Annotated in this window: 18 protein-coding genes and 2 pseudogenes; 13 read left to right on the top strand and 7 right to left on the bottom strand. The window is 67.9% G+C overall.

The genetic code is table 11. From position 1 onward, the window contains the following. Window positions 1-9: 9 nt before the first annotated feature. From Afe05nite_RS27015 to fxsT, 3 genes and pseudogenes are all read right to left on the bottom strand, one after another. Window positions 10-579 (bottom strand): sigma-70 family RNA polymerase sigma factor, encoded by a 570-nt coding sequence (locus tag Afe05nite_RS27015; protein ID WP_239118218.1) that lies wholly within the window; start codon window positions 577-579, stop codon window positions 10-12. A gap of 71 nt (window positions 580-650) precedes the next feature. Next, window positions 651-1,150 (bottom strand): annotated as a pseudogene (locus tag Afe05nite_RS27010) (IS701 family transposase); the annotation flags it as partial. 203 nt (window positions 1,151-1,353) lie between these two features. Next, the gene (gene fxsT / locus Afe05nite_RS27005; protein WP_203820011.1) at window positions 1,354-4,347 is read right to left on the bottom strand and encodes an FxSxx-COOH system tetratricopeptide repeat protein; all 2,994 of its coding nucleotides are present in this window, start codon (window positions 4,345-4,347) and stop codon (window positions 1,354-1,356) included. A gap of 472 nt (window positions 4,348-4,819) precedes the next feature. Between fxsT and Afe05nite_RS27000 the strand changes: the two genes are divergently transcribed. From Afe05nite_RS27000 to Afe05nite_RS26970, 7 genes and pseudogenes are all read left to right on the top strand, one after another. Further along, a complete protein-coding gene (locus Afe05nite_RS27000) occupies window positions 4,820-5,275 on the top strand; it encodes a hypothetical protein (protein WP_203820010.1) in 456 nt (151 codons plus the stop codon). Between the two features lie 155 nt (window positions 5,276-5,430). Continuing rightward, window positions 5,431-5,970, top strand: coding sequence for a DUF4240 domain-containing protein (locus Afe05nite_RS26995; RefSeq protein ID WP_203820064.1), 540 nt, complete (start codon window positions 5,431-5,433; stop codon window positions 5,968-5,970). 397 nt (window positions 5,971-6,367) lie between these two features. After that, window positions 6,368-6,703, top strand: a complete 336-nt coding sequence (locus Afe05nite_RS26990; RefSeq protein ID WP_203820009.1) for a hypothetical protein — start codon at window positions 6,368-6,370, stop codon at window positions 6,701-6,703. Window positions 6,704-7,897: 1,194 nt separating this feature from the next. Next, window positions 7,898-8,422 carry a PadR family transcriptional regulator gene (locus Afe05nite_RS26985; protein WP_203820008.1) on the top strand — a complete coding sequence of 175 codons (525 nt, stop codon included), beginning with the start codon at window positions 7,898-7,900 and terminating at the stop codon, window positions 8,420-8,422. Next, window positions 8,419-9,096: an ABC transporter ATP-binding protein gene (locus tag Afe05nite_RS26980; RefSeq protein WP_203820007.1), complete on the top strand. Its 678-nt coding sequence runs from the start codon at window positions 8,419-8,421 to the stop codon at window positions 9,094-9,096. Before Afe05nite_RS26985 ends, Afe05nite_RS26980 begins: the two co-directional genes overlap by 4 nt. 5 nt (window positions 9,097-9,101) lie before the next feature. Next, window positions 9,102-11,351 carry an FtsX-like permease family protein gene (locus tag Afe05nite_RS26975; protein WP_203820006.1) on the top strand — a complete coding sequence of 750 codons (2,250 nt, stop codon included), beginning with the start codon at window positions 9,102-9,104 and terminating at the stop codon, window positions 11,349-11,351. Window positions 11,352-11,491: 140 nt separating this feature from the next. Beyond that, window positions 11,492-11,629: pseudogene (locus Afe05nite_RS26970) on the top strand (IS701 family transposase); the annotation flags it as partial. 256 nt (window positions 11,630-11,885) lie between these two features. Here Afe05nite_RS26970 and Afe05nite_RS26965 read toward each other — a convergent pair. Then, the gene (locus Afe05nite_RS26965) at window positions 11,886-13,103 is read right to left on the bottom strand and encodes an ROK family transcriptional regulator (protein ID WP_203820005.1); all 1,218 of its coding nucleotides are present in this window, start codon (window positions 13,101-13,103) and stop codon (window positions 11,886-11,888) included. Window positions 13,104-13,235: 132 nt separating this feature from the next. Between Afe05nite_RS26965 and Afe05nite_RS26960 the strand changes: the two genes are divergently transcribed. The 6 genes from Afe05nite_RS26960 to Afe05nite_RS26935 all read left to right on the top strand — a co-directional run bounded on the left by Afe05nite_RS26960 (window position 13,236) and on the right by Afe05nite_RS26935 (window position 19,038). Next, window positions 13,236-14,249, top strand: coding sequence for a substrate-binding domain-containing protein (locus tag Afe05nite_RS26960; RefSeq protein WP_203820004.1), 1,014 nt, complete (start codon window positions 13,236-13,238; stop codon window positions 14,247-14,249). Next, entirely contained in the window at window positions 14,246-15,247 is a 1,002-nt protein-coding gene (locus Afe05nite_RS26955) for an ABC transporter permease (protein ID WP_203820003.1), read from the top strand. Before Afe05nite_RS26960 ends, Afe05nite_RS26955 begins: the two co-directional genes overlap by 4 nt. After that, entirely contained in the window at window positions 15,244-16,032 is a 789-nt protein-coding gene (locus tag Afe05nite_RS26950) for an ATP-binding cassette domain-containing protein (RefSeq protein ID WP_203820002.1), read from the top strand. The genes Afe05nite_RS26955 and Afe05nite_RS26950 overlap by 4 nt, the downstream gene beginning before the upstream one ends. Beyond that, on the top strand, window positions 16,029-16,679 hold the full coding sequence (locus Afe05nite_RS26945) for a nucleoside/nucleotide kinase family protein (RefSeq protein ID WP_203820001.1): 651 nt from the start codon (window positions 16,029-16,031) through the stop codon (window positions 16,677-16,679). Before Afe05nite_RS26950 ends, Afe05nite_RS26945 begins: the two co-directional genes overlap by 4 nt. Continuing rightward, complete coding sequence (locus Afe05nite_RS26940; RefSeq protein ID WP_203820000.1) at window positions 16,676-17,443, top strand: SDR family NAD(P)-dependent oxidoreductase; 768 nt, start codon at window positions 16,676-16,678, stop codon at window positions 17,441-17,443. Before Afe05nite_RS26945 ends, Afe05nite_RS26940 begins: the two co-directional genes overlap by 4 nt. 347 nt (window positions 17,444-17,790) lie before the next feature. Further along, a complete protein-coding gene (locus Afe05nite_RS26935) occupies window positions 17,791-19,038 on the top strand; it encodes a right-handed parallel beta-helix repeat-containing protein (protein ID WP_203819999.1) in 1,248 nt (415 codons plus the stop codon). Window positions 19,039-20,075: 1,037 nt separating this feature from the next. Here the strand turns inward: Afe05nite_RS26935 and Afe05nite_RS26930 are convergent. From Afe05nite_RS26930 to Afe05nite_RS44655, 3 genes are all read right to left on the bottom strand, one after another. Then, on the bottom strand, window positions 20,076-20,543 hold the full coding sequence (locus Afe05nite_RS26930) for a hypothetical protein (protein WP_203819998.1): 468 nt from the start codon (window positions 20,541-20,543) through the stop codon (window positions 20,076-20,078). Window positions 20,544-20,700: 157 nt separating this feature from the next. Then, entirely contained in the window at window positions 20,701-21,141 is a 441-nt protein-coding gene (locus Afe05nite_RS26925; protein ID WP_203819997.1) for a hypothetical protein, read from the bottom strand. A 399-nt stretch (window positions 21,142-21,540) separates the two neighbouring features. Beyond that, a complete protein-coding gene (locus tag Afe05nite_RS44655; RefSeq protein ID WP_438868927.1) occupies window positions 21,541-21,849 on the bottom strand; it encodes a DUF6444 domain-containing protein in 309 nt (102 codons plus the stop codon). Window positions 21,850-21,856 lie beyond the last annotated feature (7 nt).

The raw sequence follows: 21,856 nt of genomic DNA, 5'->3' as shown, positions 1-21,856 counted from the left end.
ATTGATTCCCTAACTGGCTACCGGCGTGAGATGCGCCCGTAGGGTGGCAATGGCGCGAGACAGATGGACAGCCACGGTCGAGGCGGAAATTCCCAGCTCATCGGCCACGGACTGGGTGTCCAGGTCGAGCCAGATGCGCAACACGACAACTTCACGTTGCCGCCGGGGCAGTCGGTGGACGGCATTCAGCAGAGCGCCGTCCGTGCCCACGTTGTCCCGGTCCAGGCGTTCCTGGTCATGGTTGTCCAGTGCGACTTCGCGTCGGCGTCGCCGCCACCAGGACACCCGCAGGTTGAGGGCAGTGCGCACCACCCACGCCGCCGGCGCCGGATGCCGGCTCACCTTCGGCCAGGAGGACCAAGCCCGCGCGAACGCCTCTGCCACCAGATCCTCAGCCAGCGCGCGATCGCCCGTACCACCGAGTACGGCGCGCAGGCAGTTGTCCCTGGACCGCTGGTAGAAGTCCGCGAAGTCGGCCCGTTCTCGTTCCACACCTGGCTTACGCATCAGCGCCTTGATCCCTTTACCGCCGGCCGAAAAATCTTCCGACGGAGGCCGAGCGCGCGTTCCGCGGGACATCCAGCCAGGGGTCTCTCCGCCCCCGTCCTGGCGTGAATCAAGAACACACCCTGGGCCAGGAACTCACAAGACATGGCCAGGCCTTGGGCGGGCTTGGTCGGGAACTTCACCTTCTCGTCGATGCCGGCCTCGGCGCGCCGGGCTGGATTGTCGTTCCAGCGCTGTGGCAGGTAGCCCTCTCGATCGATCAGGGCTCGTCCTTTGTTGCTGGCGTAGGCGAGAAACACCCCGAGCTGGCAGTTCTCGATTCGCCGGCCGTGCCGGAATACTGCGGCTGGACCCCGGCGGACTTGACGCCTTTCTTCAGGAATCCGGTCTCGTCGACGATTAACACGCCGTTGTCGTCGCCGAGGTGTTCGATGACGTAGTCGCGCAGATCATCACGGACAGCGTCCGCGTCCCAACCGGTACGGTTGAGCAGACGCTGCATGCCGTCGGGCGTGGCATCGCCGGCCGCTTCGGCGATCGTCCCGCCGTTCTTGCCGGCCAGAGGCGACAACAAGCCGAGCAGGTAACCCCGTACCCGGCGGCGTGGTTCGACCCGTCCGAACCGAGCCGCGATGCGGGCCATCACATCGTCCAGGCCCACCGTCCAGCCTGACACAAGATCCACCGACACGAGGTCGGGAGTCTACATAGCACGATCGGCGTCGTGGCGGCGCCGCCATCAATACTGGGCGGGAACCAGCCACTACCTGCGCAGACTCCAGGCCTGAAAGTGCGGCTGGAGTACTAGGGCGACTCGCCATCTTGTCGTTTGCGTACAACCGCCATTTACTGTTCGAATGACGTCGCGTCATCGTCACGTCCCTGCGCACGCTGGGCGCGTCGATACTCACGATACAGATGTTCTGTGGTCGGATCCTGAGCGCTGGATCGCGACAGCCACTCGCGTAGCGCTTCTTGTGCGAGGTCACCGGCGGCGAGATGCTGACCGCTGCAGTTCAGGTATGTCACCGTATCGAGAACGAGCTTCCGGACGGCCGGAATCGCTGACCGGAGGCTCCCGGGTGGCCTAAGGTGCGGGAGCAATGCCTCGAAGGTTGGCCAATTGTCGGCAGCTTCTGGGTGTCCACGTTCCGCTGCTGCCAGTATGGCTTGGGCTTGGTCTTGCCGCTCTCGTCGTTGTTCCGGGTCCATGCTCGAGTGGATGATGTCCTGGGTCAGGCGGTGTAGCACCAAGGCGCTGTTTTCCGAGTCGATCCGAGCTAGCGAGTGTCGGGCGATCTGGCTATACAAGGTGCGTTGCAGCAGGGGGTCATGCATCCGAGGATCGATGGAGGCCAGGATGTCGGTGAGCACTTGGCCGAGGATCAGCCGGATCGGGATGGGTTCCGGCGCGAGCTCAGCGCACAACTCCAGAACCACGGCAGCGGCCGGATCGTGAAGAAGCAAGGCTTGATGGGCGAGTCTGACGGTCGAAAACAAGGTCACCTGATGGTCGACTGGAGCGCCTTCGTCCATCAGCCGCGCGGTGTTCTCGCTCAGCAAGCGGAGATATTCATCGACGACCATGGCGGTCTCGAATAGCCAAGTGCGGGCTTGCTCGAGAGCGAGCGGCAGATCGCCCAGCGTGGCGGCGAGCTCGTCCGCCCGTTCGAGCGAGACACCGGCGGTACGTCTGCCCAGCAGTTCCACACTATCGACCCGGTCGAAGACATCGACGTCGACGACCGACGCGATGTCGTTCCACTGGGGGTTGCGAGAAGTGATCAGGACGTGCCCGGACCCGAACGGTAAGAGGTCGTGGAGTTCGCGCGGTGAGTCCGCGTTGTCGAGCACGATCAGCCACCTGCCAACGCGATCTCCCCGGCGCAAGGCCTCGAGCGCCCCAGCGACGAGTTCCTCGTCATCGCCCGGTATTTCGAGCGTTCGGGCGAGATCGACCAGAGCCATCCGGACTCGGTCCGGTTGCGCGGCGTTGATCCACCACACCGTCTCGTAGGCCGCGCCGAAGCGATAGGCATACTCGAGCGCGATCTGTGTTTTTCCGATGCCCGGCAGGCCGACCAGAGCCATCCGGCCCCCGCCAGCACCTGCGTTCTGGAACCAATCGCGGATCTGTTCCATCAGGGCGGCGCGGCCGATGAAGCGTGGATTCCGGACGAGGTAGATTCGCCACGAGGCGGGCAGCCTGTCGTTCGGGTAGCTGACCGCGGTCCCGGTTCCCGAGGCACCAGGAGCGCGCTGATCGTCGAATGGCACCTCAAGAGCGGCGAAGATCTGCTCCAATGCCCTGGTTTCGCCAACCCCCATAACGTCCAGCACGGGGTTGCCCCACACCGGCTGCGAGGAGGCGTCGACGCGCAGCGTGGGCAACGAGGGCGCGGAACCTGGTCCTGACCCGTCTGCCGGGCCCGTAATCGTGCGCACGTCTAGCATGCGTTCTGCAAGATCACGGGAGTAGACCACAAAGACCTGACCAAAGTCGCCGGGCGTCGACGTGGACGTCTGCACACAGTGCAGAACAGTTTGGAGCCCGGCGGCGGTTAACCAGCCGCGCAGCCACTCGGCCCAGATCCGGTCCCGCGCTGCGTACACGATGACGATCGGGGACGTCGCCTTGATCGGCATGGGTCGGATGACCACGGTGACGTGACCATCGTGCTCGACGACGACAGGGCGCGGCGCCCCCACGCGATCGCACTCATCGACAGCCGTCGGAATGCCGCTGCCTTCGCCCTCGACCAGGGAGATCCATGTCAGAGTGCTGGCAAGACGGAAATTCCGGCGTCGAGACTCCCCTGCCAGGTCCGCGAGGCTCTTCGGCTCGTTGTCGGCAAGCTCCCGCCACCCCCAGGAGCCCGGACTGGTCACCTCCAGCCGGTCGGTAAACAACCGCACGTGCACGCACATGTCTGACGCCTGATAGTCACGGTGTACCAACGCGTTCGCGATCACCTCGCGCACCGCAAGCATCGGGTATCGATACACCGCCTCGGCATATGGACCCGACGAGGTCGGCTGCTCCCCGTCCCTCACCCGGTCAGCGACGAACTGCCACGCACCGACGATCTGACGCTGAATGTTCTGGTCCAGGTCAGGAATCTTGTCACGGCGGGCCGTCCGCTCCGTCCCGTAGAACTGCGTGCACTGCACCACCGCGGATGGCAGCGCATCGCGCGGCCGCGCACCGAACAGCAGCAGCCCGGTTCGAGTCAGCCGATCGCCGACGATCACACCGGCCGCACGCAGAAGCGCCGGCGGCGTGGGCACACCAGTGAACTGGGCCGCGGCGACAGCCGGCCGCAGCCGCTGAATGAAGTCATCGACGGCACGCCGGTTGAAGCCGCCGGCCGTGGTGGCCTCGAGAAAGTCAACCGGCCCGTCCGGCTCCCGACCAGCAACCTCAGCAGACCCCACGGGAGCCTGCGACGGCTGCGGGAAACACGCGTCCAACGCTCGCTTGAGGCGCAGGAACGCGGCATCGGGGTCCTCCCAGTACGGCGCCACGGCGTTGGTCAGCGACAGATGATCGAGGTCCATGTCCGGTTCCATCTGGACCACGAAGACCTGCGCACCCGGCCGGGTGTTCGCGGCGTTCGACAGCGACTTGACCAGTCTCGAGACCGCGGCGCGGGGAGTACCGCAGATGACTACAGGAAGGCCGCGGCTCAGCAGCGACGATGCCACGGCCAGCGGAGAGTCGCCCACCCTGACCATGCCGTGATGCATCGGTTCGAACTCAGCGTCTCGTAACCTGCGGGCGAGCTCCTCGACGGGGGCGGAATCGTCAGGATGCGACAGAAGGAATACCTCGCGGCGCATCTCACGACCCGGTCGCGCATCGGAACTTGGCCGCGGCACTGCGCGGTGTGGGGACGTCCAGCGTGCCGGCCTGAGCCGTATGCCGGCAGGACAGTGAGCCGCGACGGCACAAGGCGCTGGCGGGTCGGGCGCCGGCATGGCTGTCGAGGATGGAAGGTAGCGCCATATCCTCAACGTACCGCCCGCCGGTGAGCTGGCCATCTTCGGCGCCGCCTGCGACGGCTCGGGCGAATACTCAATGACGCTTCTCCCGGCACGGTACGGCGGCGTCCTCACCGAACACGGAGGACGCGGCCGGAAGCCGGACACCGGGTTGCTCGTCCCGGCCCGAAGTAAGACGTATCGGGTCACCGTCAGGTCGTACACCGAGCTCGACGACTCAAGCTGCTTCGCTCGCTGGCTGCTGACCTCGATACAACCGGGCACTTGATGACCAGTGCGGTCAACGCACGACGGGCATGAGCCAAGAAGCGTGGCCGAGTTGGTGGGTCGTTTGATCGCCGGCAAGCGGCCGAACGATCTGGTGTTCACGGCGCCTGAAGGGGGTCCGTGGGATGCGAACGACTTCCGGTGGTGGTACTGGCTGGTATGCCGTGTAGGCGGCGCAGCCGTGCGCGGAGCACCCACCGAAGTCGATCATCGCCTGTTCCGGGCCACGGATGGCTCGGTAGGCAGGGTCGCGTTGCCGGTTCTCGTAGCTGAGAGTGGCCTCGGCATAAACGTCCACTTCGGCAGGGCCGGTGAAACCTTGCCTGTTCATGTGATGACCGCTGTACCGGGCTGCCGCAATCTGTTCTGGCGTAACAAAACCGCTGGTTCGACCAACAGTCCGGCCACGAAGTCCCGGACCCGCCGCCGCGGTTCCGGCTGGGCGAAGCGTGCCTCGATCGGGTCCGTCAACGTCTCGAACAGCTCAACCCATCGCTGAGCATCGACTCTTTAAGCGGCAGCCACCGACAAAACCACACCGTCACCACAGCTCAGAACGGATCTTTGGTTGCTGCCGCCGCTGCTGGTTCTGGCGTTCACAGGATGCGGGTCCTCCTCGGCCGCTGATCGCCCGATCCGTCCGCAAGCGTCACCATCGACCACAACAACAAGCGTGGAGACGCGGAGCAGAACTCGTTCTGGCAGATCATCGAAGGAGCCGGCAAACACGCTGCCCGCGACCCGGCCACGATGGCCGAGTTGCTTGAAGACCGCTTCGCCGACGCTGGCGATGATGCGCTACGCGGATTCCAGCAGCAGCAGCTGGTGGCGGCCAGCACCCGGCTCTACAGCTGGCGGCATGCCGCCGCGGCCGACATGGCGTGCGGGCCTGTCGACGACGACGGGTTCACCGATTGGCGATCGTGGGTCATCACCTTGGGACGCGAGTCTTTCGAGCGCATCGCGGCCGATCCCGACAATCTCGCCGACATCGACGACCTGACGGCGGGCTGCGCGGGGGCGGGCGAGTTGTTCGGCGCAGCCGTCAGCGGAATCTACTACGCGCGACATGGCGACCAGGACGACACCTTCCCCGTCCTCGAGCCGGGCGATAGCGCGCCGCCCAGCGGCTACCCGCTCAACGGCACAGAGCCACTGGAGGTCACCCTGCCCAGGCCGGCCAAACGCACCTGACCATCGCCGCTCAAGACGTCTTTTCGGCCGGACGCGTCACCGCAACAACATGCGACTCGTTCAACTGAGCCTACGTGTTATCTGCGGCAATCCGGATAGTCGACTGTCGTCCGGCGATTGCCTGACATCGATAACGAAAATCTGACAACATGAATAACATCGGGCCCGCCGGAATCGACCGGCACAATGGCAACATCGCGCGATGTATCAGCTGTTATAAGTTCCGCTACTGCTCGGACGTACCAGGCGACGACGATCGGGCGCTGAAGCTCAACTATGGTGCCGCCGATAATTGACCAATAGTACTAGCCACCAGTCTTCTAAGCGGCACCACCGAGGGGCATACAATCTCTGTGTAAACAGGCGGCAGGAGGCGTGGAACGTGCGGTTGCGTTGGGTGGCAGTACTGGCGATCGTCGCGCTGTGCCGGGCCATGACCAGCAGTGCGGCGGCGGCTGACGACGGCACGGCCGACGGCCGACAGGGGCCGGCCGCAGAACCGACGACTCCACGTCAGGGACGTAATCTCTACCCCTTGAAAAGCGTTCCGCTAAACGGCAAGACATTCGAAGAATTCGTGGCGGAAGGCAACGGTTCGATGACATCTGAGGAAGCCGCCGCCGCCGTCGCGGAGTCCGAACGCAATTCGTCGTCTACCGTTCACTTCTATCCGGATGCTCCGGACGATCCACGAGTGGATCCGCCAGCGCTCGACGATAACGGCGATGACTGACAGGAAACCCGCGGAGACGTCGAATCCGTAGGCGGCTAAAGCCGCGGTCGCCGTCGGTAGTGCAGCAAGACCGACAAGCCAGACCAATCCATCGATCCTCAGAACCCACATCCGCTCATCGGCAAATCCGTGTGTTCAGGCGGGCAAGCTCGCCAGTATCCGCCCTCGCCACCAATGATCGTTACCGCCTTGCATCTCCGGTGACGCTCCGTAGTTTGTGCCGCCGCGCGGACGCTGTAGCGGACGTCAGAGGCAAGGACATTCAGCAGCTCGTCCACGTCTTTCGGGTGCTCGCTTTGGGCGCGCGCTGCAGCTTCGGCCAGCACGCGTCGTACACGTGGGTTGGTGTCTTTGGCTGGGCCCAGAGCGGTTGACTTGAACCGTTCCGGGTGGCGGACGCATAGGTGCGCGCTCAGTTGTTGCACGGTCGGGCGGCGGTGGGCGGCGAGTAGGTGGGCATCTAGCTCGATGGTGACGGGCGCCATCGCCGCCAGCACGAGAGCTGCCTTTTTGCACGAGGGCGTCTTCGTCGGGACCGGCCCATCCGCTCAGCTTCCTACGCGGCTACTTCGTCGTCGTAAGCGCTGCCGTCCTGCTGTCCGGTGACGAAAGGCATGCTTCGTTGGAAGGCATCCTGTCGGGCCGACGACGTTGCCGTTGACGTTCGGTGGCGAGGCGCGCGGCTTCCCGAGCGGCGGGCTCGTCGGGTGCCAATTCGTGGCGCAGCGTCTGTAATAGTGGTGACTGGCCGGCCGCGAGCCGTAGCGCAGCTGACTTGAGTACGTCTCGCTGTTCGGTGCTCAGCACCGGCAGGATCGGGCCGTTGATTCCCGCTCTGCCTTTGATCAAGTACAGCACACGATCGTCGGTCGTCAGGGCAACGGCTTTGTTGGCGCCATGACCGGCGAGGTCAAAGCCGGGTGAACGCTGGCACCGCCAAGGTGGGGTGAGCGATCGCGATCTCAACGCAGGCGGCGGCATTCGCGTCGACGCTGGCCTGGTGGTATTCGGTGCTGAGATACGAGGTGCAAGCGCTGTAGGCCGTGACGCCTGGCTGTAGGACGCCAGCGCCATGCTCGCTCCGCACAGGCCCACCTTCACCGCCGTCGTGCGGGGCTGCATACCCGCGGATTCCCGGGCCGTCACATCGGGAACTGTCGAACGACTAGGTATGGGTGTATATAGTGCTCGGCCATGACGATGAGATCGACGTTCCTGGCTTTGCTGGAAGGGCAGGCGCAACACGGGTACGACCTCAAGCGCGCCTATGATCAGCACTTCGGCCGGTCCCGGCCGGTGGCCTACGGGCAGGTCTACACGGCTCTGGCGAAACTGCTGCGCGGTGGGTTCGTCACGGTGGAACCGGGGGAAGGGGACGGTGGTCCCGACCGGAAGATCTACAAGATCACCGAGGCTGGGGTCACCGACGTCCAGCGGTGGCTCGACGAGCCGGAGGACCCCGAGCAGTACCTGCAGAGCAGCCTCTACGCGAAGGTGATCTCCGCGCTGCTGACCGGGCGGTCCGCGGCCGCCGTGCTCGACGTGCAACGCGAGAAGCACCTCGAGGCCATGCGCGAGCTGACCCGGCGCAAGCGCACCGGTGACCTGGCCGACCGGATCATCTGCGACCACGCGTTGTTCCATCTGGACGCCGACCTGCGCTGGCTGGAACACACCGCGACGGTGCTGCACGAGTTGGCCGGGCAGGTGCGCCGATGAGCGCCCTGCTGGTCGCCGAGGGACTGCACAAGGCGTACGGGAAGACGGTGGCACTGGCCGCGGCCGACCTGGCCGTCCGGGCCGGCGAGATCGTGTCGGTCATGGGCCCGTCCGGTTCCGGGAAATCCACCTTGCTGCACTGCGCGGCCGGCCTGACCCGGCCCGGCGCGGGTCTTGTCCGGTACGCCGGGCAGGACCTCGCGCAGTTGACCGACGTCCGCCGCAGCGCGCTGCGCCGCCGCGAGTTCGGCTTCGTCTTCCAGTTCGGTCAGCTGGTGCCGGAGCTGACCGCGGTCCAGAACGTGGCACTGCCGCTGCGGCTGGACGGCGTCTCCCGGCGCGCCGCCGAGCGCCGGGCCGCCGGCTGGATGGACCGGCTCGGTCTGGCCGACAAGGCAGCGGCCCGGCCCGGGGAACTGTCCGGCGGCGAGCAGCAGCGGGTGGCGGTGGCCCGGGCCCTGGTCGGCGGCCCGAAGGTGATCTTCGCCGACGAGCCGACCGGCGCGCTCGACTCGGTCGCCGGGGAGCAGGTGATGGACCTGCTGAACGACGCGGCGCGGGACACCGGGGCCGCGGTCGTCCTGGTCACCCACGACTCGCGGGTCGCGGCGTACGCCGACCGCGGCATCGTGGTCCGCGACGGCCGCAGCTTCGACCCGGCCGGTGTCCGGTGAGGCGGTTGCGTACCGAGCTGGCGCTCGGGTTCCGGCTGGCGTTCGCCGGCGGCCGCCACGGTGCGGTACGGATCGCGATGGTCGCCTCCGCAGTCGCCATCGGCACCGCGGCGCTCCTGCTCGCGGCATCGGTCCCGACCATGCTCGACGCACGCCAGTCCCGCTCCGAAGCCCGGGGCGACAACACGGCCGGCGAGGACCGGCCGGCCGGGCGCACCGTCGTCGTCGCCGCGGTGGAGGCCGGGTGGCACGGCGACGACATCCGGGGACGTCTGCTCTGGCCGGACGCTCCCGGCGCGCCACGACCGCCCGGCGTACCCGCCTTCCCCGGCGACCACCAGATGTACGCCTCACCCGCTCTGCAGGCCGCCCTCGCGGGCCCGGACGGCGGCACGCTGCGCCGGCAGATGCCCTACCGGGTGGTCGGCACGATCGGCCCGGACGGCCTGTCCGGACCGCGCGAGTTGGCGTACTACGCCGGCTACCCCCGGGTCCGGGACAGGCTCGGCCAGGGCTCCTGGCGGGTGGACCGATTCGGTTACCCCGCCGTCGAAGAGATCGGCGACGGCCCGTACATCCTCTCGGTGACCGTTCTGGTCACCCTGCTGCTGCCGATCGTGATCCTCCTCGGCGCCGCGCTGCGGTTCGGTACCGACCGCCGCGACCGTCGGCTCGCCGCCATCCGGCTGATCGGCGCGGACCATCGGGCGGTGCTGCGCATCGCTCTCGGCGAGAGCCTGGTGGCGACCGGATTTGGGCTGGCCGGCGGCGTAGCGCTCTACTTGTCGGCGCGCGAGCGGGCCGCCGCTTTCGACCTGCTCGGCTTCAGCGTCTACCCGGCCGACGTCCGTCCGGTTCCGGTCCTGGCGCTCGCCACCGTGGTGGGCGTCCTGGCGCTGTCGGCCGCGATGGCCGTGCTGGGTTTCCGTGGCGTCAGCATCGAACCGCTGGGCGTCTTCCGCCAGGCGGCGCACTGGCGTGGCCGACTCTGGTGGCGGCTCATCCTGCCGGTCGCCGGCGTGGCGCTGCTCTACCCGGCGATTCTCGGTCTTCCGGACGTGCCCGAGGACCGGACCGGTCTCGGCGTCCTGCTGCTGCTGGTGTCGCTGATCCCGATCCTGCCGTACCTGGTGCCGGCGGTCGCCCGGCTGCTGCCGCACGGTCCGGCGTCCTGGCAGCTGGCGTCCGAGCAGCTGCGCCGCAACCCGGCCGGGTCGACCCGGGCGGTCACCGGCATCGTCGTCGCGGTCGCCGGAGCGATCGCCCTGCAGACGTTCTTCGCCGCGGCCGCGAATCGTGCCGTCGACTCGGACGATCCCGGCGGCCCGGCCTTCCTCGTTCAGTTCACCGGCCGGCAGACGCCGGCCGCCATGCGCCACCGCAGCGCCTTGTTCGAACAGGTCGGCGGCGTGACCGCGGGCACCGTGGCGCAATACGTCGTGTACGACCCGGGCAACCCGGTGCCCGAGTTCGTCATCGTCGGCGACTGCGCCGCGTTGAGCCAGGTCGCCGCCCTGTCCCGGTGCGCCGACGGCGACGCCTTCACCACCGGCGGTCCGCGCCGCTCGGTCACTCTGGACGCGGGCGGTTCGGATCCGGCCCCGGGCGCGCGGATCGCCGTCCCGCACGACGCCCGCCGGGCCGCCCTGATCGGCCCCTATCTGGCAAACGCGGGCCCCAGCGTCCTGCTGACTCCGGCCGCCGCCACCGCGGTGCCGCCCGACGTCGATCCCGAGTTCGTCGACACCGGCATCTTCACCTCGAAGGAGCCCGCGGCCGTGGCCGGGCAGCTTCGCGGCGTCGCGGCCGAGATCGATCCGCTGGCCCTGTTCACTTCTCTCGCCCCGGAGACCGACTTCTATGCCCCGCTGGGGTCCGCGCTCACCGTCGGCCTGGCGCTGCTGCTGCTGATGATGGCGGTCGGTCTCCTGCTGGACGTGGCGGCCCGTCTGGGTGAGCGGCGCCGCGTGCTCGGCGTCCTCGCGGCCATCGGCGCGCGGCGCTCGACGGTGGTCTGGTCCGTCCTGCTCCAGGCGATCGCTCCGGTGCTCAGCGGTCTCGCGCTGGCGAGCGGGGTCGGCGCCGGCCTGGGCGCGCTGCTCATGCGGATGTCCGCGGTGCCGGTCCGGTTCGATGCCCCGGCGATCCTCGGTCCGGCCGCCGCCGGCGCCGGCCTGGCCCTGGCCACCACGGTCGTCGTCCTGCTGCCGGCCGCCGGCTGGGTCACCCGGACCGACAAGCTGCGGTACGAGTAGGTACACCCCCGGTGGTCGGGGACTTTCCCAAGATCGGTGTTTTCGGCTCTTCGGTTAGTAGGTCTCGGCGGCCGGCCGGCGGTCGGGCGAACGTCGGTTCAGTACATCGCGTCACGGCCAGGAGTCGGACAGCGTGTTTTCTGCCGGCACGATCCTGGCGGCGGCTGTCGTGCGGGGACGGTGCCCATGGCCCCCGGGTTTACGACTGGGTGCGAACACCGATCCGGCCCTGGTGGGCGACCGGACGAGGCCACTGGCTACTCGCTCGGCGCAGCGTCCCCGAAGCCCGCCGCCTGATCGCGGCACTGCTCAACGGCCCTCGCCCGGACAACGAGCACATCATCGCCTGGTCACGCTTCCGATGCCGCCGCCCGTGGCAATCACAGCAATCCCACTGGCGACGACGATCAACTTAAGTGCCGCGAGATCATGCGCAGCCTCAAGCGCTACCTCAGCAGACCACTCTTCCGGACCCTGAACAGCGCCAATCTGGCCCCCAGCACCACTTGACAGCTATAGAAGCATTTCACTAATTCAGCTACCGGCACCGGCACCGGCAAAGGGGGATTTACCGACCGCCAGGCAGGCGTCCAGGACGGCCGGGCTCAGCACGTGGTCGCGGACCAGATAGCCCGCGCCCGCGATGCCGGCCCTCGACTTGTAGCGGGTGGAGACGATGCGCAGCTGGCGGGTGGCCAAGGGCAGCGAGCGCTGATAGACGACCTGTCGGATGCCGGCCAGCAGGTCGTCGCCGGTGGTGGCAAGCAGCCCGCCGAGCACGATCACGTCCGGGTTGAGCAGGCTGGTGGCGTACGCGATCGACTCGCCCATGATGCGCCCGGCCTGGCGCAGCCCGGTGACCGCGGCCGAGTCGCCGCGGCGTAGCCGGTCGGCGACGTCGCGGGCGTCGTGCCCCTCGCGCAGGTCGCGGGCGAGGGCCCAGCCACCGGCCAGCGACTCCAGGCAGCCCGCGTTGCCGCATCGGCACTGCGGGTCACCGAAGCCGGCCACGTGCGCGTGGCCGATGTCGCCGGCCGCGCCCTGGGCGCCCCGGTTGATCGCGCCGTCGATGACCATGCCGCTGCCGATGCCCGTACCGGCCTTGACGAAGAACAGGTGCCGCTGGCCGGGCCAGTACCGGCGGTGCTCGGCCAGGGTGAGCAGGTTGACGTCGTTGTCGATGAGGATCGGCACCGGCCAGCTGCGCCGTAGGTGACGGCGGATGTCGTAGCCCTCCCAGCCCGACATGATCGACCAGCCCTGCACCCGGCCGGCCTCATAGTCGACCGGCGCGGGCAGGCCGAGCCCGAGCCCGGCCACCGCGGTCTGGTCCAACCCGAGGTGATCGATCAGCTCGCGGAGCACCGCGGTGATCCGGTCGAGCAGTATCTCGGGGCCGTCGCCGAGGGCGAGCCGGGCGACCCGGTCGCCCAGGATGGCCATGTTGAGGTCGAGCACCGCCATGCGGGTGCGTTCCTCGCCGACGTCGACCGAGAGCAGCACGCCGGCCCGTGGGTTGAGTTCGAGCGCCCGCGACGGGCGGCCCCGCGAGGGCACGTTGTCGCTGCTCTCCTGGATCAGCTGGGCGTCGAAGAGCGTGTCCAGCCGCTGGCCCACGGTTGATCGGGACAGGCCCGTGATCTGCGCAATCCCGGTACGGGTGCGGGCCGATCCATTGATGATCAATTCGAGGATGCGGCCGGGGCCGTCCTCGGCGCGAGCGGGGGTGGCGGTGGTCACGGCGTCAGTCAACCACAGTACTTATGTCGGCTACAACGCATAAGACGCAATCTTGTGGTTGACAGTCAACGTAATCAAACTCACGATGAGCCGTAACGCGATGGACTTCAGTAGGACCCTCGATCGAACAGCCGGAGGACACATATGCACACCATTCGCCGCGCGGCAGCCTCGATACTGGCTACCAGCCTGCTGATCGGGACGGCTGCCTGTGGGAGCAGCGATGACGACGCCGGTTCGGGCTCCGGATCGAGCGACGTCACCATCGGCATCGTCGAGCTCAACCTGTCCAACCCGTTCTTCGGCACGCTCGAGAAGGCGACCGAGGCGGCTGCCACGGCCAAGGGCTGGAAGGTGATGAAGTCCGAGGCCAAGGTGCCCGGCGACTCGGCCACCCAGGTGACGGCGATCGAGAACATGATCGCCCGCAAAGTGAAGGCGATCGTGCTCGACCCGGCCAACCCGACCGCCCTGGTCGACGTGGTCAAGAAGGCTCGGGACAAGGGCATCCTGGTGGTCACGGTCAACGCCACGGTGACCCCGGTCGACGCCGCCGACGCGACCTTCGCCACCGACAACACCGCCGCGGGCAAGCTGATCGGTCAGTGGGCCAAGGCGTCCGCCCCACCGTCTCCCCGCATCGCGCTGCTCGACTTCGACCTGTCCGACGGGCCGGCCGGCGGGCGGCACAACGGCTTCCTCGAGGGCTTCGGCATCACCGACAAGGACCCCCAGATCGCCGGCGAGGCGCTGACCAAGGGCACCGTCGAGACCGGTCAGTCGGCCATGGAGAACCTGCTCTCGGCCCACCCCGACATCAACCTCGTCTACACGATCAACGAGCCGGTCGCCCACGGCGCGTACACGGCGCTCAAGAACAAAGGCCTCCAGGGCAAGGCGACCATGGTGTCGGTGGACGGCGCCTGCTCCGGCGTCCAGGACGTCAAGGACGGCATCATCGGCGCGACCGCGATGCAGTTCCCCAGCAAGATGGGTGAGCTGGCGGTGGCCGCGGCAGCCGAGTACATCGCCAACGGCACCAAGCCCAAGCCCGGCCTGACCGACTCCGGCACCGTTCTGATCACCGACAAGCCGGTGGCCGGGCTCACGTCCCAGACCTCCGAGTGGGGGCTGCAGAACTGCTGGGGCGAAAAATGACGAACACCGCCGACGCGGCCCTCCTCGAGAAGGAGGAGGACCACGGCGGTCCGCTGCGCACCTTCATCGGCAGCCAGATCGCCGGGCCGCTGGCGGCGCTGATCCTCGCGATCGTCGTGTTCGGCGTCACGACCAGCACGTTCCTCAACGCCGACAACCTGTCGCTGATCGCCACCCAGTCGGTCGTGGTCGGCACGCTCGCTCTGGGTCAGACGCTGATCATCCTGACCGCGGGCATCGACCTGGCCAACGGCGCGATCATGGTGCTGGCCGCGGTGGTCATCGGCAAGCTGGCCACCGACGGCAACGCGCTCTGGGCCCTGGTCGTCGGCACCCTCGTCTGCCTGGTGATGGGCGGCCTCAACGGCGTACTCATCTCGCGGTTCTCGTTGCCGCCGTTCATCGTCACGCTGGGCGTGCTCTCGGTGCTGACCGCGGCCGCCCGCCTCTACACCGACTCGCAGTCCTACCCGATCAGTTCCGACCTGCTGACGATCCTCAACGACGGCCCCACGGTCGGCGGGATCAGCATCACGTACGGCGTGCTGCTCTGGATCGCGCTGACCGCGGTGCTCGGCTACGCCCTGACCCAGACGGCCTGGGGGGTACGCGTCTACGCCGTCGGCGACAACCGGGCTGCCGCCGCGCTCACCGGCATCAAGGTGCGGCGGGTCCTGCTCAGCGTCTATCTGACCGCAGCCGTGGTGTACGCGTTCGCCGCGTGGCAGGCCCTCGGTCGCACCCCCACGGCCGACCCGAGCGGCTACTCCACCGCCAACCTCGACAGCATCACCGCCGTGGTGATCGGCGGGACCAGCCTGTTCGGCGGGCGCGGCGGCGTGGTCGGCACCTTCATCGGCGCGCTGATCGTGACCGTGCTGGCCAACGGGCTCACCCAGGCCGGCATCGACTCGCTCTACCAGCAGGTGGCGACGGGCATCCTGGTCGTGATCGCGGTCGCCGTCGACCACTTCGTCCGGACGAGGCAGACGCGATGACCGAGACTGTTGTTCTGCGAGCGCGCGGGCTCACCAAGCACTACGGCCAGGTGGTCGCCCTGGACGACTGCGACTTCGACCTGCGGGCCGACGAGATCCTGGCGGTGATCGGCGACAACGGCGCCGGCAAGTCCACCCTGATCAAGGCGCTCACCGGTGCGGTCGTCCCCGACTCGGGAACCATCTCGCTCAAGGGCGAACAGGTGCACTTCCGCAGCGCCCTCGACGCGCGTCGGGTCGGCATCGAGACCGTCTATCAGGAGCTCGGTGTGGCCCCCGCGCTCGACATCACCCAGAACCTCTATCTGGGCCGCGAGCAAAGACGCAAAGGCCTTCTGGGTACGGTCTTCCGCAAGCTCGACAAGCCGGCCATGCGGCACGGGTCGGCCCGCCAGATGGCCGACCTGGGCATCCGCATCCAGTCGATCCGGCAGAAGGTCGAGACCCTGTCGGGCGGCCAGCGGCAGGCGGTCGCGGTGGCCCGGGTGGCCGCCTGGGCCACCAGCGTCGTGATCATGGACGAGCCGACCGCGGCGCTCGGCGTCCGCGAAACCAACCAGGTGCTCGGCCTGATCGAACGGGTCCGCGAGAACGGCCTGCCCGTCGTGCTGATCAGCCACAACATGCCCAACGTGTTCCAGGTCGCCGACCGCATCCACATCCACCGGCTCGGGCGGCGCATCGCCCTGGTCGACCCCCGCAACACCACGATGGAGGAGGCGGTAGCTGTGATGACCGGCGCCAAATCACCCGAGTCCCTGCACCTCGAGGGGGGAACCGCGTGACCGGCCCCGAGCAGGTCGACCTGGCCACCCTGGTGGCCGCGGCCCGCGATCTCGTGGCCGGCGGCCAACGGCGGATCCTCGGCATCACCGGCGCGCCCGGGGCCGGCAAGTCCACCCTGGCCCGCGATCTCGTCGACGCGCTCGGCGACCGGGCCGTGCTGGTCGGCCTGGACAGCTTCCACCTCTCCAACGCCGAACTGCACCGGCTCGGCCGGCACGACCGCAAGGGCGCCGCCGACACCTTCGACGCCGCCGGCTATCAGGCCCTGCTGCGCCGGCTGCGGCCGCAGACCGACGAGATCGTGTACGGCGCCGAGTTCGACCGGTCGATCGAGGAATCCATCGCCTGCGTCGTGCCGGTGCACCGCGACACGCCCCTGGTCGTCACCGAGGGCAACTACCTGCTCGTCGACGACGACCGGTGGCGGGCCACGGCCGCGCTGATCGACCAGGTCTGGTACGTCGAACCAGGCGAGGAGGTGCGCATGCGGCGGCTCATCGACCGGCACATGCGCTTCGGGCGCAGCCCCCAGGAGGCGCACGACCGCTCGTACGGCTCGGATCAGGTGAACGCGGAGCTGATCGCCTCGACCCGGCCGCATGCCCACCGCATCGTCCAGATCATGACTGAGAAGGAGCCCGCATGAGCGTCCTCGACCTGTTCCGGCTCGACGGCAAGGTGGCCGTGGTGACCGGCGGCAACCGTGGCATCGGCAAGGCGATCGCGGTCGCCCTGGCCGAGGCCGGCGCCTCCGTGGTGGTGGCCGCCCGCGACGCCGAACGCAACGAGCAGACCGTCGCCGAACTGGCCAAGGTCGGCCCGGCCGCGCTGGCCGTGACCACCGACGTGACCGATCGGGCCGCGCTGGTGGCTATGCGCGAGACGGTCACCGAGCAGCTCGGCCCGATCGACGTACTGATCAACAACGCCGGCGTGGGCATCCACGGCGAGTCGCTGACTCTGGACGACGAGGGCTGGCAGCGCGTGATGGCCACCAATCTGGACGCGGTCTGGAAGGCCAGCCAGGTCGTGGGCGAACAGATGGTCGCCCGCCGCTCGGGCTCGATCGTCAACATCGGCTCCATGTCCGGCTTGATCATCAACCGGCCGCAGTGGCATGCCCCGTACGCGGTGTCGAAGGCCGGCGTGCACCACCTGACCCGGTCGCTGGCCGCCGAGTGGGCGCCGCACGGCGTACGGGTCAACGCCCTCGCGCCGGGCTACACCAAGACCGAGATTTCCGACATCGACGACCCCAAATGGCGGCACTACTGGATCGATGAGGTTCCCATGCAGCGCTACGCCCAGGCAGCCGAGATCGCACCTTCCGCGCTCTACCTGGCCGCCGACGCCTCGTCCTTCGTCACCGGCTCGGTGCTGGTCATCGACGGCGGCTACACACTGTGGTAATCGATCGGCTACACCGCACCCGAGATCCGACGCCTGCTCGCCGCGCTGATCGTCCGTCTTGTAGTGGCTGAGTCGGGCTTGGTACAGGCGTCTGCGGGCAGTACTAGGCCGTTCAGTTAAGGCGGCCACCCATACGCCGAACCCGTCGGGGTCCGGCCCGCGGTGTCGACAGGGTGATCCGGCTCCGTGGGTGAGGTCATCCATGATCGCCGCGGGTCCGGAGCCGAATTCATTGACATGTACGGATGGACATCCTTATCTTGTCAGGAAAGCGCTTTCCTGACGGGTTCAGCCCCCGCCTTCGGGGCGCGGTCACGGCCGGTCCGGCCCTCCCGGAGGAGAATTTCATGCACTTTCGTCGCGGACGATCAAGGGCGCTGCCCGGCGCGGTGGTCGGCGCAGTCGCCCTGGCAGTCGCCGGTCTTCCCACGCTTGCCTCCGCGGCCAGCCTTCCGCCGGCTTCCGGCGTCACCCTGCCCGCCTTGGCCGCCACGACGACTCTCTACGTCGCGACCAACGGCAATGACACCAACCCGGGCACCCTGGCCGCCCCGTTCGCCACCGTGCAGAAGGCGGTCGGCCTGGTCAAGGCGGGCGGCACCGTTGCGGTCCGCGGCGGCACGTACCAGCTGGCCGGCAACATCCAGATCACCAAGAGCGGCACCGCCGCCGCGCCGATCACCCTGACCAACTACGGCACCGAGAAGGTCGTCCTCGACGGGGAAGCGCTGGCGTACACGCCCGGCGCGGTCGGCTCCACCATCCCCAGCGCCCAGCGCGGGGTCATCCACATGGAGGCGTCCCGCTGGAAGCTGGTGGGCCTGGAGATCGCCCACGGACCGTACGGCGTCTACTGCAACGCCTGCACCGACAACACGTTCGAGCGGCTCGTCACCCGCGACAACTACGAGACCGGCTTCCAACTGCAGGGCGCTTCCTCGAACAACCTGATCCTCAACCTGGACAGCTACGGCAATCACGACCCGCGCAAGAACGGCGAGAGCGCCGACGGGCTCGGCATCAAGGAAGGCAGCGGTACCGGCAACGTGGTCCGCGGTGCCCGGCTGTGGAACAACGTCGACGACGGCTTCGACGCCTGGACCTTCAGCTCGCCGATCACCATCCAGGACACCCTCGCGTACGGGAACGGCTACAACCGGTGGAACATCCCGAACTTCTCCGGTGACGGCAACGGGTTCAAACTCGGCGGGAGCAGCGGTACCGGCCCCGCCGCCGGACACACCGTCACCAACGCCATGGCGTTCGGCAACGCGGCCAGCGGGTTCACCGACAACGGCAACACCGGGGCGATCACGATCGACCACAGCACCGCCTACCAGAACGCCCGGACCGGCTTCGACGTCGACGGCGGGTCCAAGTCCCGGCTCACTGCCGATCTCGCCATCGGCAACAAGACGGCCGTGACGCTCGGCTCCTCGACCGCGTCCGGAAACTCGTGGAATCTCGGCGGCACCTGGACGCTGCGCAGCACCGACCCGTCGACCGCCACCGGACCCCGCAACTCAGACGGCTCGATCCGGTCGTCCACCTTCCTGGTGCCGGCCAACGGCTCCAGCGTGGGCGCCCGAACCTGAAAGGACTCCTGCCCTGCCCCGTCACCCTTGACGACGAGAAGACCCACCTGATCGACATCTACGCGAACTCGACCTCGGCAACCGCGCGGCCGCGGTTGCCGACCCGGGCGGCAGACGGTGGTGTTGTGTCAGGTCCTGGCCGGACTAGGTGGCGTCAGCAAAAACGGCCAGTTCAGCTTTCGGCGCGAGAAGTCCCCGGCATGGCCGCGTTCACGGATTCGGGCTGCATGCGACGCAGGAGCGTTGTGGTCCGTGGTGCTCCGGTGCTACGGATCAGAAGGTCAGGGGTTCGAGTCCCTTCGGGCGCACAAGATCATTTAGGTTCTGAGCTGCAGGAATGCGGTTCAGGCCGGTGCTGCTGTCTGGGCGTTGTGGACGGTGGCGGTCACGTGGGCGCGATGTGGGTGCCAGCGCTGAAACAGCGTCGTTCGGGGCTGACGGCTGGCTGACCGGGGGCTTCGCGGACGGCTTGCGTTGGATCGGGGTGGAAGCACCTGTTTTCGGTTTCGCCGGGGTGGGACCGGTGGTTTTCGGGCCGCGGTCGGGTGCCGGCGATGGCCGCGAACACCGTCCGCAAGACTTGAGCGTCGCGGTCGGCGAGACGGTAGCGGCCGAGGTGTGGGATCAGGACGGTGTCGACGTCCCGGGTGTAGTGGAACCGGGTCGTCTTCCGGATATGAGTTCGCGAGTCGAGCCAGTATCGCAGCCGGCGTTCGACCGTCCAGCCTTCAGCGGTGCGGTCGGCGACGCTCGCGGCCAGGAACTCGTCGCGGGCCTGACGGGCCGCCGTCTGTCAGGGGTAGCCGCCGCGGCGTGCCCGTTCGCGGCGGCCGAGCAGGTTCGTGGTCGAGCAGTGGAAGTACCAGCTGCCGTGGCCGCGCTCGCCGAGACGGGGACACGATTGCTCGAGCCGGCGTATCTGATCGTCCCGGCATCCACACCTTTTGAAGATCACGCCCTGAGATGTCATCACTCGCCACCGCCTCACGGGTCACCGTCGTGGTCTCCACGGTGAACCCATCGCGCGGGGATGACAGTCATCCACCAGAGTGACCTACGGCCACTGCCACGGTCCAAGTGGTGTAGTACTTGAGCCAGAAGGCGCTCTCATGTGTGCCGCGCTGCGCTATTACCGTGTGGTCGGCGTTGCCGATCAGTCCGTCTTGCAACATCACCCACGCCGAGACGGTGAACGACTGATCCGTACGCAACACCGGCCGGTCCTGCCAGACCGTCACGTCGTTGCCGTCGCCGTCAGTGGTCGTGCCGTTCTTGACCGCGGTGCGGCCGTACTCGTCGGAGGATTCGGTGTTGCCTTCGTCGGGGAAGTACTGGTTGTCCAGCCACAGGGCGGACTGGCCCGCCACGTGACCGGCGCCGACGGCTGACCCCCGGGCAAGTGCCTGCCAGTGGCCGAACTTCGTGGTGGTGTCCGGCGATCGCCCACCACAGGCCACCACCGACCTCGCCCGCATGTCCACCGAACTCAGCAGCCTCGTTGCCACGTTCCGCATCTAACCGCGGGGCGCATGCTGGCGGAGACCCCGTCGGGGCGATCTTGTGTGGTACTCGATCGAACCCGACGGGGTCTTCCTATGTGGACATGCTTAACTTGGGGCGATTACGGATATAACTTCCGGCCACCTGCTACAAACGGCAAGCTCAGAGCGCTGCCCGCGCGTAGAGGTCGACGTCCGAGCCGACCGAGGAGGCGTTGCGGATGGTCGCGCAGTACGTCCAGCCGTAGTTCAGCCGGTTTTCCAGATCCGTGCTGACCGTCGTCAAGATCACGTTGAACGTCCGGGCGCCGGCCGACACCGCCACCGCGCCCTGGTTGGCGTGGCTGAAATGGAAGCAGTACCGACCGGTGACACCGGCGCCGAGGTAGCCGACGTACGCTGAGTAACCGACCGAGGCGAGGCTGGTGCTGCCGGTCCGGGTGCCGACCTTGTCCATGTCGAAGGGCGTGGCGTTGCCGACGACGGCGCTGGGTACGGGCGCCGCCTCGGCGGCCGGTGAGAACGCGATGACGCTGACCGCGCCGAGGGCCGCGAGACCCAGCACGGCAGCGGTCATGGGCTTGCCTTTGACGATCGTCGTCATGATTCCTCCTGAGGTGTGTGGACTGTCTGGACGCATTCTGGCCGTCGCCGCGACTGGCCACCGGCGATCCTGGACAGCGTTGGACAGCACTGAACACGGCCGGCCGGCGTACCGGGTGCGTTCCGTCGGTCCGGGATCAGCCGCGCTGATTGAGAAGTCCGCCCAGGCGGAAGCCTGGCGGCCCTACACCTGCACCGCCAGGCCAGCGAAGCCGTACCGCTCGAAATCGCGGTTCGGGTTACGCTGCCTGCGAGTATTCGCCAATTAGTCCATTGAGGATTTCCTGCGGTGGACCCGGGCGCGTCCAGGTCGACGACGGCTGGAACGGTGTCCGCGGCGTTAGGTGGGCGCTGACGGCGGCGCGGCCGCCGTGGTGTGGTGCCCGCAGCCTGCGCACACCTACGGAAGATGCCGCATCACCACGTCCGGATCCGCGAAGCGTTCCAGGGTGACACCGTCCTGGCCTTTCGGCCGTCCCGGACCCCGGCCGGAACGCCCCCGCAGCGACTTCGGCGCCGGTTTGGCCAGCTCGTCCGACGGGGGAGGCTTCGACGAGTTCGACGACGACTGCTTCAACCGGGCTTCAAGATCCGCGATCCGGGCGAAAGCCCGCTCCAGCAGGGCAGTCAACTCCGCGACCTTCGCGGCCAGGTCGTCATACGACGGCGACGGCGAGGCGGAAACGATTGACCAACCACCAACCTCCACAACAGAC

Source organism: Paractinoplanes ferrugineus, from assembly GCF_016862195.1.
Classification (GTDB): domain Bacteria; phylum Actinomycetota; class Actinomycetes; order Mycobacteriales; family Micromonosporaceae; genus Actinoplanes; species Actinoplanes ferrugineus.
Note: the sequence above shows the minus strand (reverse complement) of the source record. Positions and strands in the feature narration are given on the sequence as shown.

Excerpts from the sequence above, each read along its gene's own strand:
- fxsT (WP_203820011.1), bottom strand. The coding sequence starts at position 4,347 with ATGCGCCGCGAGGTATTCCTTCTGTCGCATCCTGACGATTCCGCCCCC.
- Afe05nite_RS26960 (WP_203820004.1), top strand. The coding sequence starts at position 13,236 with ATGCACACCATTCGCCGCGCGGCAGCCTCGATACTGGCTACCAGCCTG.
- Afe05nite_RS26950 (WP_203820002.1), top strand. The coding sequence starts at position 15,244 with ATGACCGAGACTGTTGTTCTGCGAGCGCGCGGGCTCACCAAGCACTAC.
- Afe05nite_RS26985 (WP_203820008.1), top strand. The coding sequence starts at position 7,898 with ATGACGATGAGATCGACGTTCCTGGCTTTGCTGGAAGGGCAGGCGCAA.
- Afe05nite_RS26940 (WP_203820000.1), top strand. The coding sequence starts at position 16,676 with ATGAGCGTCCTCGACCTGTTCCGGCTCGACGGCAAGGTGGCCGTGGTG.
- Afe05nite_RS27015 (WP_239118218.1), bottom strand. The coding sequence starts at position 579 with ATGTCCCGCGGAACGCGCGCTCGGCCTCCGTCGGAAGATTTTTCGGCC.
- Afe05nite_RS26955 (WP_203820003.1), top strand. The coding sequence starts at position 14,246 with ATGACGAACACCGCCGACGCGGCCCTCCTCGAGAAGGAGGAGGACCAC.
- Afe05nite_RS26925 (WP_203819997.1), bottom strand. The coding sequence starts at position 21,141 with ATGACGACGATCGTCAAAGGCAAGCCCATGACCGCTGCCGTGCTGGGT.
- Afe05nite_RS26935 (WP_203819999.1), top strand. The coding sequence starts at position 17,791 with ATGCACTTTCGTCGCGGACGATCAAGGGCGCTGCCCGGCGCGGTGGTC.
- Afe05nite_RS26980 (WP_203820007.1), top strand. The coding sequence starts at position 8,419 with ATGAGCGCCCTGCTGGTCGCCGAGGGACTGCACAAGGCGTACGGGAAG.